The organism is Chryseobacterium sp. 27AL (assembly GCF_057815395.1).
On record NZ_JBYRIW010000008.1, the window covers coordinates 56,085 to 72,709 of the forward strand.

At 37.6% G+C, this 16,625-nt stretch carries 9 protein-coding genes; 1 reads left to right on the top strand and 8 read right to left on the bottom strand.

The features are described 5' to 3' along the window. Positions 1-9 precede the first annotated feature (9 nt). From AC3WV0_RS12570 to AC3WV0_RS12585, 4 genes are all read right to left on the bottom strand, one after another. On the bottom strand, positions 10-3,696 hold the full coding sequence (locus tag AC3WV0_RS12570; protein WP_488846434.1) for a hypothetical protein: 3,687 nt from the start codon (positions 3,694-3,696) through the stop codon (positions 10-12). A gap of 319 nt (positions 3,697-4,015) precedes the next feature. Continuing rightward, a complete protein-coding gene (locus AC3WV0_RS12575) occupies positions 4,016-4,411 on the bottom strand; it encodes a hypothetical protein (RefSeq protein WP_488846435.1) in 396 nt (131 codons plus the stop codon). Between the two features lie 54 nt (positions 4,412-4,465). Next, positions 4,466-4,633, bottom strand: a complete 168-nt coding sequence (locus AC3WV0_RS12580; RefSeq protein WP_177175316.1) for a hypothetical protein — start codon at positions 4,631-4,633, stop codon at positions 4,466-4,468. Between the two features lie 235 nt (positions 4,634-4,868). Beyond that, complete coding sequence (locus AC3WV0_RS12585; protein ID WP_157450584.1) at positions 4,869-5,027, bottom strand: hypothetical protein; 159 nt, start codon at positions 5,025-5,027, stop codon at positions 4,869-4,871. Positions 5,028-5,896: 869 nt separating this feature from the next. Here AC3WV0_RS12585 and AC3WV0_RS12590 point away from each other — a divergent pair. After that, on the top strand, positions 5,897-6,562 hold the full coding sequence (locus tag AC3WV0_RS12590) for a S24 family peptidase (protein ID WP_488846438.1): 666 nt from the start codon (positions 5,897-5,899) through the stop codon (positions 6,560-6,562). A 294-nt stretch (positions 6,563-6,856) separates the two neighbouring features. Here AC3WV0_RS12590 and AC3WV0_RS12595 read toward each other — a convergent pair whose 3' ends face one another. The 4 genes from AC3WV0_RS12595 to AC3WV0_RS12610 all read right to left on the bottom strand — a co-directional run bounded on the left by AC3WV0_RS12595 (position 6,857) and on the right by AC3WV0_RS12610 (position 16,619). After that, the gene (locus AC3WV0_RS12595; RefSeq protein ID WP_488846440.1) at positions 6,857-7,807 is read right to left on the bottom strand and encodes a hypothetical protein; all 951 of its coding nucleotides are present in this window, start codon (positions 7,805-7,807) and stop codon (positions 6,857-6,859) included. 66 nt (positions 7,808-7,873) lie between these two features. Further along, positions 7,874-10,516: a PKD domain-containing protein gene (locus AC3WV0_RS12600; protein ID WP_488846442.1), complete on the bottom strand. Its 2,643-nt coding sequence runs from the start codon at positions 10,514-10,516 to the stop codon at positions 7,874-7,876. A 126-nt stretch (positions 10,517-10,642) separates the two neighbouring features. Continuing rightward, positions 10,643-13,816 carry a cadherin-like domain-containing protein gene (locus AC3WV0_RS12605; RefSeq protein ID WP_488846444.1) on the bottom strand — a complete coding sequence of 1,058 codons (3,174 nt, stop codon included), beginning with the start codon at positions 13,814-13,816 and terminating at the stop codon, positions 10,643-10,645. Between the two features lie 13 nt (positions 13,817-13,829). Next, positions 13,830-16,619 (bottom strand): hypothetical protein, encoded by a 2,790-nt coding sequence (locus tag AC3WV0_RS12610; RefSeq protein ID WP_488846445.1) that lies wholly within the window; start codon positions 16,617-16,619, stop codon positions 13,830-13,832. Positions 16,620-16,625 lie beyond the last annotated feature (6 nt).

Below are 16,625 nucleotides of genomic sequence, written 5' to 3' on the forward strand. Positions count from 1 at the left end.
TTTAATTTTTTAATTTGGAATTTCATAAAAGATATGCCCGTCTGTGCTATTTATATAATATTTAATATGAGGAATATCTCCTATCCCTTCTTCTGGAGCCATATGTTGCTCATATCCTTTGGGATATTTTGGAACACCATCTGCTCTTTTAGATTGAGTGTGGGCTTTGTATCTATTCATATTACCTTGAGAATCTTTTAAAAACTCTTTTGCATCGGAACTAGACTCTAATCTAACTTGAAATTTTTTACCTTCTTCTATTGCTTTTTGTTGGGCTTTTACAGCTTCTTTCCATTCCTTGGAACCTTGCTTTACAGGTTGCATTTCAGACGCTTTTACAGGCATGTCATCAAGTTTTCCTTCAAAATAACTCAACAACACTCTAGAGTTAAATTCTCCCCAAAGTTCTATAAACCGGCCACGTTTTTCAAGCCAAATTTTCTTGAACCCGAATTTAGTTAAAATTTTGTTACGAAGATCATCTAATTTGCCGGCTCCTTTTAATGCAATTTTTTCCAGATAGATTGCAACCCTTGTACCTCGTAATGTAGCAACTCCTTTCTTAAGAAGATCTCTTGTTCTCCTTTGTGTCCTTTTAAGGAAAGCAAGACCTGTTCTAATTGCTCTTCCAAATTTGGTAGATTTAAAGACTTTCAGCATACGTTTATAGACCTTACCCATTCCTGCCATAATCTTATCGATGAAGAATTCTACAACAATGATGGCAAATGCAGTAGCCAATGCTTTTGCGGCTCCTTCTTTATCTCCTGCCCAAGCTTTTTTCACATATTCCCATAACATTCCCATCGCCCGGTACACCGCAACAGCTCCGAAAATGAGTGTTAATGCTTCACCTAAAGCCGAAACAACCGCAGCTAAAGCAGTCCCTCCGCTAAAAATAAGAATAGCAGCAACGGCAACTAACGCAGCCACGAATCCGGCAATGATCCATGCCTTATATTTATTCCAGAATACTTTTATTCCCGTTAACATTTGTTCACCCATAAACTGTAATCGGCGCCCTGCGTTTAAGCGTCCGGTTTTGGTAATCAGTGCTTCAGGAGAGTTATCTTCGGTTGCTTCCGGGGCTGCTTTTTGAGAAGTCGGTTCGGCATCACCTTCCTTAGCAGACTGAACAAGCATCTGGTCATTATATTGTGTCAGTTTCTCTTCATCGCTCATATGCCTCCAATCCGGACCGGGATCTTTCTGGTTTTGGCCGGCTGCTTCTGCAACATCCGATGCTTGTTCCGCACTCTCTTCTTCATTATGAATGCCATATCCTGCATCAAAGGCAGCTGACTCCTGGAATTGCTTGGTAGTTACGCTGTTTGCTCCCGCTCCTCCCAATTCTAATTTTTCTCCATCTTTCAGATCCGGTAAAGATTTCATAAAATCTTTATCCACCGAAACGGCAGGATAAGATTCTAAAATTACATCATCATCATCCAGTTTAGATTTGGTTAAGACCGGAATTGCATCATTGACAGATGATTTTCCTTCCTGAGCAACTTTGCTTTCTGTTTCCATTCCCATCGCCGAACCCCATGCTCTTTCCTGTCCTAAAGGTACCTCTACATCCTGAAGTGGTTTTGCAGGGTTACCTCCCAATGCTTCTTCCGCCAACGCTCCGAAGAATTCCAAAACAGACATTGCTGCAGCCACATTCAGATTAAATAAAAATTCCATTATCTTTATAATTCCGGCTACAATAAAATTAATTGAATCAAGAATAAAATCATAAACTGCCTGTAATGCTCCCAATAAATTATCCACTACATCAGCAAGGAAATCAATAATCTCAACAACCGCTTTTTTGAAGGCTTCAAAGGTTTGGTTTACGTATTTCTCAGCGACTGCTACATATTTGTCAATTTTAGCTTTTAACCGGTCTCTGATACCCGGGAATGCAGCCAAGGCAATATCGAGAAATCCTTTTAATAACGAAGCAAATCCCTTGATAAGACTTACAATTGCTTTTCTGGCCAGTTCTAAGACTTCCAAAACTAATTTCTTGGCAGCCTCAAAAATAGTTTTAACCGCTTCCCGAAGTTTAGTGAAAATGTAATTCAGTGCCTCTTTGAGCGCGTTGATAAATTCCGAAGCTTTATCGGCCAACCAGCCAAAGAAACCTTTACTTTCTTTTTTCTTTTCTGCTGTTTTATCTCTTGCCTCTTTGTCAGCCGCTTCTTTTTTCTTGCGCGCATCCTCATTGGCTTTATTAACATGCCCTTGAGCTTTAGTTTCACCTTCTGTTTTCTTCGTATTTATTGAGCTCAAAGTTGTCCTGGCATGATCACCTGATTTTTTCGCAAAATCAGATTCTGTTTTATCCAGTGCGTTTTGCCATTCAGCTCTTGAACTGTGTACATCTGCCTGGGCATCTTTTACCGATTTCAGCTGCTTTTCCTTCGATACATCTTTTTCATTACTTATTTGGGTGTCTGCAGCTTTTTCCTGCTCCAGTATTTTTTGATTATGCTCCAGTTCAGCTGACTGGTATTTTTCATTTTCAACTCCTATTTTTGACTGAATTACAGGTTCAAACTGAGCATTAATCAGTGCTTCATCAATACCTTCAAGTTTCAGCTTGTCAACAGGCTGTTTTTTAATTGCTTTGGAACTTATTTTGCGTGAAGGCTTAAGCATTTCATCATGTGGTTTTTTAATGATGTCATTTTCACCATAATCTTTATGAATGTCTTTTGCCGCCTGATTTTTTTTGAGACTCATATCCTGAGCCATATCCTGTTGCTCGATTGCCAAATGCTCCGTATCAGCTTCACCTGTAAGATCTAAGCGCGTATTTTGCTGCATAACCGTAGGGATAGCTGAGGTATTCAGACGAACAGCATCCAACTGATTTTGAGCTTTTTTTTCAAAACCTCCGTTTTTAGCCGCCGTGTTAAAAGAATAGCTTTCTTTTTTCAGAGGCTCATTTTGCGGAAAAGAAATCTCCTTTGATTTAGGTTTCTGACTCACAGATTTCACCGTCTTTTTGCTTGATTTTGCTGCCGTTTTATCTGCTTTTGTCTTACTTTTTGCCTTAGATCCGGAAAAAGCACTCCCGGTTTTTGCATTTACCTTCGGCAGTCCGGCAGTCGCTTTACCCGCTTTACTGCTGAATAAACCTGTACTGTTGTTTTGAACGGCATTAAAATTATCCGCTAACTGTGTCGCCGAAGAATGCGATAAATCAGCTAAAGAAATATCATTGCTTTCTTTATCAATTGATTTGATCTTTTCTTTTTGACCTTTTTTGTTTTGCTGATGTACCTGAGCCTGCTCCTGCAACGTTTTAGGAGCCTCATTTCCGGCTTTAAGATTTTGATAATCCTGCACCTGATCCGGATTCAGGGTTGTCATGTATCCCTTTTCCGTCTCTTTGGTATCAGGATGATTGAGATCACCTGTTTGTTCCAGGCTTTCCTGAAATCTTCCATACATGACCTCAGAACCCTGATCATAAATGGTTTGCGAACCATGAACGGCTGCTATTTTACCATTGAGACCAATCTTGCTACTACCGGGATTCTCAAATCCTGAATTTACTCCTGAGTCTCCTGACTTTTGGGTCTGTGCGTTGGTTATTTCTGTTCCGGAAAGTGGTATAACTACCGGGTCTTTCGGCTTTTGTTTATTACTTTGCCTCTGGTGGACTTTAGGGTCTACTTCTACAGGTTTTGCTGTTTTCATTGACTTAGTTTTTTAATTTCATATTGATTTAAAAGGCATACAAAACGCAATCGTGTGAATTGCGTTTTATATACCTGTTGAATGTGAAAAATCAGTCCCGTTACGGGAGATTTTTAAAGAAATGTAAGTAATCAGAAGTGGCACTTAGCTTTGTACGAGAAACAGGTAATGGTGAGCCACTCCAGGTTTTTTGCTTTCTGATGTTTTTGAGTTTTTAGGTTATCCGGTTCAAAAATCATATTTTTTTTGGAGAATCCCTTGCTTTTTGAGCGATGGATTCTGTAGTTGCAGTAATGATTTTTTTGAGAATTGCTTCACTTTACTTTTCAACCTGATCTTCAGGAAGTTCAATTACTTTTTCTTCCTGGTTACCTGGCTGGCTGTCTGTTCTGATACCATATCGGGTTTCAATAAAAAGATTTACTGATTTATCGATCCAGTTGGGCAGGTTGGTGGTGATCATCTTTAAGTATTTATCATAACCGTAGCCAAGCACAAATAATATTCCCGTTGAATACCACTTATCATGCAGCTCGGCCCTGTTCATTAAATAACTCATGGTGAAACCGACTATCACAACGATCATCAAGGTGATGACGTGTTCCCACGGCTTTTTTTTTTCTTTGTTCTGTATGGAGATTAAGACTCTTAATAATCCTCCTGAAAATGCAATGGCAGTTCCGATTAACAGAGCTTTTATACTGTCTAAATTCATTCTTTCATTATATATTACGTATTAAATCGATTTTTACACAACCTTCGGATGTTGTTATTCCAGGTCCAGGATGTATAAATTATCTAAAAACCTTTTGCTTTTCTGGATGTTTTCGTTTTCATCTCCATAAGCCAGTTCGTCGATAAGATCATTGATATCTTTTCTGGGATTCTGTAGTTTTTGTCTGTTTTGTTTTATCTTTTTTCTTCTCTTTTTATTCATGGTTTCTGAGTTTTAAGTGGAAAGTTATTTTTAATTTTCAATTGCTTAATCTAAGGAGTAACGGTTTCTTTTTTAAGTGCATCTCTTATTAAAATGAACTAAAAGCAAAACCGTTTTTACCTTAGCGTTTTTACCTACAAATTATGTTTGGAATAGACTTTAGATACCCTTCTATCAGTATGATTCTGGGTTTGATCCCTGCGTTAGTTTATTGATTTTGCCTGTACAATTCACATTATCCCTGGAGAATAATGTTGTATATTGTTCTTTCGGACAAAAAAAGCATTTCGGTGAGTTCGGTTACAATCACCTTCATCTGTTTATTCTGATTACGTTTTACATAATCGATTACAAAATCTTTTCTTTTTTCTACTAATTCTTTGCTACGTTTCATTGGTTAAAGTTTTTATGTTAAAGTTTATTTTTGAATTAAACGGATCTTTGTACTTCAAAATTTTCCGCAGCTGATTAAGCCCACAAGAAACCCGAAAGGCTTAGCCATAAGCCTCTGAAGAGATGTTTAATTACATTATTTAGTTTTTGATTTTAGATGTTGACATCACATATTTCTACAACAAACAGATCCCAACCTCACCATACAGATATTATTTATCAAATTCGCCCACTAATGCTTATGAAGAATTAGATTTCATGAGCAATTAACGTCATTTAAAGGGAAATAATTTGTATTTGAAAAGAGCGCAACATTCTATCTAACAGACAGTAAACATATTACCATGTCTGTTTGCTTTTTAACGTGTCAACAATTATTACTGATGCCTATAATTAACCGATATCTTATATGTTGAACAGTAATGTTTGCTACAGGATTATATTTTGTTTTGAGCAGAAACAAACGGTTAAACCTTAAACTTATAAATGAATAAATCTAAACGCATTTTATTCGTTATTTCAAGTATTTCATTTTTCAAAACAAAAAACAAAAGCGAACTTTGTACATTTTTAAGATTAGAAAATATTTACTTTGTTCTTATCAGCGCCAAACAGAACAAAAAAGAGAAAATCTAACCATAAAGATTACCAAGTATGAAATATACACCCAAACATACTGATTACAAATCATATATTTAATTTTAACTATATATTAAAACATAAATAAAAAATTAAATCATCAATATAATTTTGTATATTTGCAGTGTTTCATCTTAACCGCGAAACAAATATACGAACATTGTTCGCTTTTTGAAAATAATTATGAATATTTTTCATATTTTTTTCCACAATTACCGTAAAAACATCAAAATGAACTATTTAGAATTCAAAGAAATCAGAAAGAAACTGAACATGAAGCAGGCTGACATTGCAAAATCCATTGGTGTCGGCACGAGAGCCGTACAGTACTGGGAAAAAGGCGAACGTAAAATACCTGAAACAACAGCTTATTTCGTAACCAACTTGCTTCTGGAGCAGGAAAAGCAACAACATGAAGACAGTGCCTCGCCTGTTGTCTTTTCAGATATGAAAGTAATGTACGTTCCTCTTGCCAACCAATATGCACAAGCAGGCTATCTGAGCAGATTTGCAGATGAGGAATACATAGAAACCTTACCTACCATTCCTTTTACGGATGATGTAGAGCACAGAGGTGAATACATGTGTTTTGAAGTGAGAGGTGACAGTATGGACGACGGATCCTACGAAAGCTATCTGGAAGGTGATATTATTTTATGCCGCAATGTAAGACAGGATTACTGGATGAGTAAGCTGCATTATGACAAATGGGATTTTGTAATTGTTCACAAAGAGAAAGGGATCCTGATAAAAAGAATCATCAATCACGATGTTGAGAAAGGGATTATCACCCTTCATTCTCTAAATGAATATTACGATGACTTTGAAATCCACCTTCAGGACGTTGCTAAACTTTTCAACATCATCAGTACCAGACGTAAGAATAACAGAAGATAAAACTGTTTAAACTAATTTCAGAATTAACCGCAAACCAAAGGTTCGACGTAGTCAAAAGTCTCAAAAGATAATCACAACGCAATGATTAGTATATTTAAAGCTCTCAAAAGAATAAAAATCGAAGATTTTTTTTAACTATTGTGACCTTTTTTTATTGTATTCAGTAACTTTTGACTAAGTCGAACCTTTAGTTTGTGGTTATATAAAAGTTTAAACAAACTTGATAAGTAAAAGATCATCGACTTAATAAAATCCTCAATCACGAGGATTTTATAAGTCTTTTAGATAAACACACTAGAAATTACACTTATAACCGGAAATACCGGTAATTTGCCCGGTCGCCGGGTTAACATTATAAATCAGCGCTGGATTATTTTCAAATCTGATCCATCTTATTCCAGTTTGATCAAATCCGGTACTTACCCCTCCCTGAGGGTCATCAAAGCTTGCTAAACTTCCTGGTTTTGCAGGTTTTTCAGGTGTTAAACCATTGGTATAAATAAAACTTCCTTCCTGTGGAATACTTGTCGTAAGTTTTACCTTTTTCATTAATGGATTACGGTCTGTAATACATATACTTGCCTTGAATTCTCTGATATCTGTAGGATCAACTCCTTTGAATTTGTCCGACACACAATAGGCATCAAAAGGAGAAAGAACTTTTTGATTAAGCCATGTTCCGGAAGTAAAACCTTCTACATCTGACCAATCTGAAACATCTGATGATGAACAGTATTTTCTTACCCTGATGTATAGTTGCGTATTATCTTTAATAGTCCCATCGTTCATTTCAATATATTGTATTGGATTGTAATCACTTGCCATAATTACCTTTAACTGAACAATGTCATTAAAATCGCTGTCTGTGGCGATCTGGTATTGTATCGCATAAAGATTTGTCGTGTCCACCGAATAATCCATAATGATCTGGTCATTCTCTCCCAGGTAAACATTTTTAATAGATGGTGCTGCACAAGACAAAGGATTACATTTCCCTATCCGGAAAGAACCTGTCTGAGTCGCAGTGACTCCATTTACACCCAATTCTACCATTAAATCATATTCACCCGGCGTTTGAATTTCAGGAAGTTCCACCAGCGTAACCTCACTTACCGGCACCGTTGGCAGATCATATTTCGTAAACGATGATGTATTTTTGATTTTATAGTACACAGTTGCTTGTGTAATCGGCTGGGAAGATGTGTATTTTATCTTAAATGAAACTTTGCATGCTGCTGTTGCCATTATATTACTTTTTTGTTGTTATTTTATATTCGTTGTTATATAAGGGATGATATGATCATCCCTTTATTAGTCTTCATTGATTACATTTACGACTACTTCTGCAGATTTAGCAAATAAACCGCTGTCAACATCCACAACTGTAAGCTGGAATACATATTCTTCGGCAACGAGGTCTTTAACCTCCAGCTCAGGAGTATTGACTCCGGAAAGAGTCGCTGTCGGACCCTGGATCTTCTCCCATGAATACAAAAGCGACGACGGTCCATCGCCCTGCCCTCGCACTACAAAGGACCCATCTCTTAAATAAACACTTCCAGGACCTGTTGCCTCTGCTTTAATCACAGGCGTCTTTCCTTCGCAGCAGTTTATTCCATCTGAAAAATTAATATTATCAAACGTAACAGTAGGAGCAGCAGGAGCATTATACCAATTTCTGATTGGTATTTCCTGAGTACAGCCGTTGCTATTTACATTCACGGTTATTACAGGAATTTCAGCTGGATTCAAATCGTAATAAATGTAGTTTACATTTCCTTCTCCATCAGGTTTCAGATTGACAAAATTACCATTCTGCAAAAAATCCCAATTGTAATCATAGGTTGTAAACCCTGTTCCCGAAATCTTAAACTTCACTTTAGTTTCGTTGGAATCTCCAGACGGATAAACAACAGAAACCACCTCAATATGCACATCAGATTCCTTATTCACTTTGATCGTGCAACTGGTAGGTTTTCCGTTAACCGTAAATGCAATGGCTTTTCCATATAATTGCGGGCTTACCCGAGAAGGATTAAAGACATATTGTCCGCCGGCTGATTGTTCTACGCCTCCGTCCAGGCCTGAAGTAACAACCGCTTTTACATCTCCGTTCATAGGATATACGGTAAATGGTATTGAGCCAGCTTTAGCACAAATAACCGTAGCCGGAAGTGTTAATTTAACATCAATTTTTGGGGTGCAGCAAATATAAGGAAGTGAAAAATCTGCAAAAACCACCGGGTTTTCTGATGACTCATACATAATAATAAAAGTACCGCCTTTCTCCACTCCGCGTCTGTGCTCCAGTCCGGGATGTTTTTCTACATATTCATTGAAATATGCCTTAAACATGTCTTTATTATCTATAAGCTCTTCCAGAGACAGCATCATGACATCAAATCCCAACTGTTTTTCATCTCTGATCTGGTTTAGCATATTGAAAGCTTTTTCATAATGCATTCCCTGATGTCCTTCTATATTATAAAATGAGTTTTTGTCTATATTAAACAGTAGAGGTTCCTGAATATGCACATCCGTCGACAACCAATTATTGAAGGCTAAATTATCTCTGTATGAACGATTGCCTGTTTTATCATAGTTCCAGGTTTTCAGGAACTCTTCACTGATTGTGTAGTAGAAAGGAACCGCTTTATTACTAAGAGGATTTAATTTCTGTGACGGAGTGATTTTAATTTGCGCACTGCCGTTATCAGCAACCGTAAAGTTTCTGAAATTCTGTACCTGCTGGGTAAAACGGCTGATCAGCAATTGTACTCTTGCAGAGTTTTTTTCATCATCCAAAACGGATGAATTGTAAAACCGGTGTCTTGAAAAATCCAGATGCTTAACCGGAACCAGTTTTCCCAACATAATGTGTTTGGGAAAAGAATCCAGGTCCGGAAGATTTACCGTAAATGCTTTAGGCAGTAACTTTATAATTTCACTATAAGTATCTGATAAATCTTTGATAACATCATATGCATACTGAAAGCCCGCATTTTGACCGAGAAAGCTTTCCAATGTGTTTTTAAATCCCTGATAATTAACAGCAGGAAGCCCTATTAGCTGAGCAATCGCATTGATTTTTTCGAAAATAACTTTACCATACTGATTGTTCTCCAAAACATCAGCATACAAACCTTTTATATCAGAAGATAAAAAAGATGCATTAACGCCCTGTTCTGCAATAAGTTTTTCTACAATAACACGCTCCTGCTTCCCATATTTAAGGATATCTTCTATAAATAATGGATGAGGCTGGATACGATCCATCGGAGCCGGTACAAGCGCTCCGCTATCCGGATCTTTTACAAGAACATTTTCTCCAAGAATATTGATAATACCTTCAGCGGTAGTAACCAATACTTTGAGATTCCGGATCTGCTGAACGCCGTGATTGTCACAATCTACTCCTCTGCAGGGTTTAATTTCCTTTTCGTAGCTTTCAAGATAAAGAAGGACATATTTATCCTCCAAACCGGCAAGATTACTGATGGGTTGAAAATCCGAATTTGCTTCCTTTGCCGTAGCCAGCTCCCAAAGTTCAATTTGATTGCCAAGTCCGTTATTTTTACGAAATGGCTTATATTTTACTTTGAAATCCTCATATACTTTAAAATGTGTGAAGTCTTTGTTTTGTATATCAATGGTTTTCAGTTCACTTACATATAAATCTTCACTAATCTCATTGGTATTGCTTAAAGTCAGCAAATCACCATCTGTAGTTACCGCTATTCCTTGCGAAAGGCGTATGCTGCTCAGGAGTTTACCGGCATAAATAAGATTCGGTTTGAAACCGCAAACAATACCCACCCCCTGAAGCATCACTCTGGATAAACGGTCCTGATCTTCAAAAAAATCTAAAAACTCATTGAACTGGGGATGCGTTACATACTGTCCTTTACTGAATTTACGGTACTGGGTTGATATATTACTTAATTGATTATTCATTATTATTAATTTTTTAATGATTTATGAAAAAGCCCTTATAAGCTTCTCAGGCAGAAAAGTTTCTGCCCAAGAAGTATATCATCACGATAGAATATGAGATTCTGATCATGTGATGTCTTTATCATATTAACCTCCACAACCATTTATAATTGCAGTCTGAATAGCACTTGCATTGTAGCTGGTGTTCCATGAACCTCCGGTTCCGTTGGCAAGCTCTTTCCAGATGTATTTTCCTTCTATCTTCTGCTCTACGCCAGCTCCCAGTACAATCACCTTGATAGACTTGGAAAGGCAAACTGCTTTCAGCCTGTTAATTTCTGTCACGTCCAGCCCGTTTGCAGTATCATCATTACCTCCAGGAACAATATCTGTTATAATGATCACATATTTGGCCACCCCGGTTCTGAATGCACCGGCAAAATCATGCTCTACCACTCTGCTTAATGCCATATCGGTAGGCTCCGGACCTCCCACTCCCCATCCGAGGCTTAAGCCTCCGGTAGGATTATTGATTTTACCAAGCTGACTGGTAAATGTGGAAACATTATTTTCAGACATAACCTCCATTGCCGTAATCCACTGGAATTTTGAACCGATTCCCGTATTAACAAATCTCTGTGCTGCCGGCAGGCTTGTATATGCTGCTGCTGAGCTATAGCTGGAATTCGTTCTGGAATCCGTTTCATCAGCCAGTACGATACCCAATCTGTATGGATTAGGAGACGACTGATTCTGTATTGTTGTAATAATACTTCCTGCTCCGGCTTTAGCTGCCTCAATCTGACCGCCCATACTTCCCGTGTAATCAAATATGAACACAACGTCCATACCCGAATTACATGGTGGCGGACCAATTTTGACGGTTACCGTTGCTATATTACTGTCTAATTCCCCATCGTTTATATGATACGTAAAAGAATCTGAAAGGGTATTTGATCCGTTATGAGTATATCTGATTTTGCCATCAGGTCTCAGTGTTGCTGTTCCGTAAGCCGGCTGAGTATCTATAATGACAGATAATGGTGTATTTCCTAAATCGTAATCATTATCTTTAACAGCAATATCCACATGTTCATTATTTGCTACTGAAGCATGGTCGTTTACAGCTACCGGCGGAGATTTAACCGTGATAAATACGGTAGCAATATTACTATCATCCCTGCCATCATTAACACAATATGTGAATGAATCTTCAAGATTAGCAGAACCATCATGGGTATACTTGAATGTTCCATTGCTGTTCAGTATTACTGATCCATGTGAAGGATTTGATTTTTTAATTACGGTGAGTGCATCATTATCCGCATCATAATCATTATCTAAAACAGGTATTGTTACAGATTGTCCGATCAGGCATGAAGCTTTGTCGTCTTTGGCAAGTGGCGGAATATTCGGTTTTTCTTTTGAACAGCACAGATAAGGCAGTGAGAAATCTGCAAGAACCTGATTATTGGCTTCTGATTCATAAATTAACACAAAAGTCCCGCCAGGTTCTACGCCGGCAACATGTTCCAGCCCCGATTTTCTTTCTAAAAATTCACTTAAAAGCTCACTTACAACATCATCTTTTTTAGGATCCTGCCTTACAACAGTCACCACATCTCCTTCTTTAGAAAATTCAGCTTTGTTCAGCAATTTTAATTTTTCGTCTAATTTTGAAATATTAAATAAAGTACTTTGTGAATTAGTCCTTTGGTTGCTGATGTCACTGGAAATCGATACCAGCTGTTTTCTTAAATCATCAATGGATACTACTTCTTTAGTTGGCTCAACAGGTTTTTCCCCTTTTTGAAGAACTAGTGCGATGACATCAAAAGCCAATCCGTATTTTGCCTTAAGATCATTAATGTTCTGTAATGCTGTTTTATAAGGCATTCCAAGGTGGCCTTCTATTCTGTAGAAATCGTTATCATCGATATTGTAATTTAATGGATTCTGAACAAAGTCATCTGACGCTAAATTCCCTGTATGATAACTTAAGTTGTACGTTTCCCTGTCTGTTTTTGTTTTTTCATAATTCCATTTAGTCAATAATGACTTGTCTACATTATAATAAAAAGGAATCGCTTTATCACCTAATCTTACAAACATATTGGAAGGAGTGATCTTAACAGGTCCTATATATGACTGGAACCCATTGATCTTCTGAACAAAACGATTAGCAAGCATTACGACTCTTTCATAATTTTCATCTTCGGTTGTGGTTACAGGTGAATGATAAAAACCATGACGGTAAGGCGTCGGTTCGCCTAATTCAAGTGCAGCGCCCACACGTCCCAATAACAAGTGCTTTGGAAATGAGTTGATGCCTGGGCAGCATTCAGCATTAAGATGCAGGATCAGTCCTTTGATCTCGTTGTAGGTATCAATTAAATCTTTCAGGAGATCATATCGGTATTGATAGTCTTCTAGCCTCGAGCTTCCCGGTACCGGATTTAATAAAGAAGTCAGTTTATCATTAAGATTTTGCCCTCCAAAGTTGAGACTCACCTTGAAATTGTCTGCAACGGCACTAAAACCTTTACTTAAATCCGCAACGGCAGTACCCGCATTCTCAAATCTTGCTTTTAAATCTGCTGCTTTTACAATACTGGCATCCAGAATAACTCTTTTAGCCTCAATTTTAGGCATCTGATCAAAAAGTACCTGGTAATCACTGTGTGCTTTATAAATGGTATCTTTTGCATCACCACTGGAAATGAGATTTGAAACAATTTCTGAATCTGCTAAAAGCACTTTAAGATTGGATACCTGCTCAGCCCCGGTGTTATCGCAATCCGCGTCCTGACATGGGGTTTCGTCATTGGAATAGCTTTCTAAATAGAGAATGATAACTTTATCGTAGATGGCACTGCCAATTTCTTTTAGAGGCCTGAAGCCTTCAGCATCTGTTAATTTATCGTAATCATCTTGTGTAATTACTTCCAGAAGAGGCACCTGATTTCCGCCGATGCGAAAATGCTTATATTCAACCTCATCAATATAAGTTCTATAATATTTATAGCTTTTAGCATCAAAATCGATAGAAACATCTGATGTCTTATCTAATTTCTGACGGAGTGTTATTAAATCACCGTCTGTAGTAACACCGGCACCCTGTGTAATAACAAGGGTTGCGTTTAAATCTAAAGATTCTGATTTAAAACCACATACTACCCCTACTCCACTTAACCGCGTTCTTGACAGCCTGTCCTGATCTTCGAAATAATCAATAAATTCATTTAATTGCCCATCCGTTAACGCCTGATTTTCGTTGAACTTTCTATATTGGGTTGTTACATTATCTAATTTGGTATTCATTGTTTGTCAATTTTTATAAGTTTGATTGTCCTAATATGATTCTTCCGTCCAGGCTGTCGTTATCATCTTTTGCACAGTCCAGAAGTCTTCCCGGCCGGTAAATATTATTCAGATGGGTAAGGGCAGTAAGTAAATCCTTAATACTGTTTCCTAAATTCGCCGTATTATTTTTCGATTTATCTGAAAGGTATTGTTTAAAGGCAACTTCAAATTCAGACAGGTCGCTTTTAGCAGTCTGGGTTTCAGTAAGACGATCTCCCACCCAGCAAATTTTTGCCAGGACATGCGCCGGAATTTCCTGTCTGATCACAGTTTCCGCATAGCGTCTGAAATCAGGATCCTGAAAACGGTACGCATAGCCCGGAAGCACCACACTTATACGGTAAGAATAAGGGTCAAAGACATCGGTTTCGCAGTCTTCTTCGCACGAAGACATAAAGGTTTCGGAATATTCTACAGGATCTTCTTCAGCTACATCTTCAATATCATACATTACTTTGAAAGTACGGTCTATCTCCATGCAGCCGATACCGCCCATAAGCTTGTAATCTTTAACGGTTGGCTTTAATAATAAATGCTCAACGAAGAATATACCCTCTTCCGTAAAATCATATTTGAAATACTTTACCGTTTCCCTGATTCCGATTTTCAATGTTTCCAGATCAGAGTAAGGATTGGTTCTTTTGTGAGTGGCGATTACGTTTTGCTCATCGGTATCATCTACAACATCAAAATAATAATTGCCTCCCCCTGAAAAACGAATCTTCATATTTCCGATCATACATGTATTGTCTTCACAAATCCCTAATTTGTCCAGTGCATTTTCAAGGTCTTCCTGGTCGATCTGAATAATCTGATAAATGGCTTCATTCAGATTTTTAGTGGCAGCATATTCAATCTCATAGCTTTTTATGGATGATAAGATGATATTGTTTGAAGCATCTTTTACTTTCCAGGTATAGCTTGCTTTATTGCCATTCATTATTTTAGTAATTAAAACAGGCGATTGGGATACATTTCTTTGGGTATAGTCCTTAATTCCCAGCAAACGGGCTATTCTTTTCTGTGCCCCGGAAATATTATCTGTATTCCAGATATCAGAATCTCCAAACAATGTATAATTGTAGCCTAAACCGCGGTCTTTACTTAATGATGCATATTCATTCAGGAAATTTTGCTTGTTGCTTAAGATAATTTCGTCAGCAGATTTTCCGTACAATGATTTCATCAGGAACGTGTAATCGCTGAACGTTTCTGCAAAACGGGAAATCAGGTGATCGAGGATTTCATTTCTACGTTCAACGCTGTTATCCAGTTCTTCATACAACGAATCGGTAAGATCATCATCATTTTCTGCAGGATAATTCGGCACCAATTCCTCAAAGCCTTTGATATTCTTTAATGCCTGCGTGAAGTAGGTTCTTTTTACATTACCACTAACGCTTAATACTTCTTTTACTTTTTCAAGATGTTTAAAATAGCTGGCTAAGATCTGATCAAAAAACAACAAATATCCTTTCATCTGTTTTGCCAACGCTTCTCTCTCCGGGCTTTTGTTTCCGATAATTCCGGAAATTCCTACACCATAAGTATCCGGAAATTCGTTGAGAATAGTTGCGTATTCTGCAATCTCATAGGCCGTTCCGTGTGGTAAAGCCAGTTCTTTATTCTGTCTTGCATCATCTCTCAGGATTTCTTCTTCTCTTTTAAGAGTTGCTAAGTATTCCTGAACTTTTTTGTCGTTTATATTTAAAGGAAGCGAACCTTTACTGTAGCTGAACGAACTCAACTCGCAAAGTTCCGGTTTTCTGCCTTTTTCAATGCAGATCAGCCAGTCGTTGGTCTGCTTGATCACATTATCGCAGCCTGCAATAGAAATTTCGTGAATTTCTTTCACTCCATCGATTTTCATGACTTCACTTATAATGTCTGAAAGACGGACTTCTCTTCTCAGCTGGCTGTTTCTAAGTTCTTCGGTATCAATAAAACCATTATCCAAAAGCGGACCTTCAAAAATCTGATCGGTTGCCAGACCTTTATCCAGCATTTGCTGTAATGAGTAAAAATGAACTTCAGGAGACAGGTAATTATTAATTGCTCTTAAAACTTTTGCATGTACCAGCTCTTCATCGGCTTTATTTACCAGCCCGATGCGGGCACAAACTGCCACTTTCTGAATTTCAATTTCTTTAATTTCGGCTAAATCTTCACAAAGGCTTCTGTTAGCATGATACCGGTCTAAGATCTGAAGGTTTACACTAGATTTTCCGCATCCGTTATTTTCATCTTCAATATCTTCGGCATAATCAACATAAAGATCATATAATCCTTTTATGTTAAAGCTTTGCGTTTTATCTCCGATCGGTTTAAAATCCAATTGACCTGTTTTACAATCTACATACAATGCTTCATGATTAGGCACCAGCCAGCAGTTTCGGATCGGCCTTTTATGACCGGATGTAAAGTTGATATCGATGAACAGCTTTCTGTAATCAAGCTCGGTTAAAGGTCTTGAAGGAAGAATTTCTGTAGCTTTTAAAAACTGCGTATGAATATCTGTATTTGTGTCTTTAGAGGTTAGGATATCCTCCATATTCATATTCATTCTCATCCCAAGATCTGTGATGGCATAGCTCAAAACTTCCAGCGTGGTGATTCCCGGATCATGAGAGTTGTAATCTGTCCACAGCTTTCCTCCTAATTTTTCTATGTATTCAATACCTGTTTTACGCAGAAAGTGAAAATCGGTCTGATCTCCGGTTTCTATATTTTTGGGTATACTAATGTGCTTATTTTCTGACATGGTTAT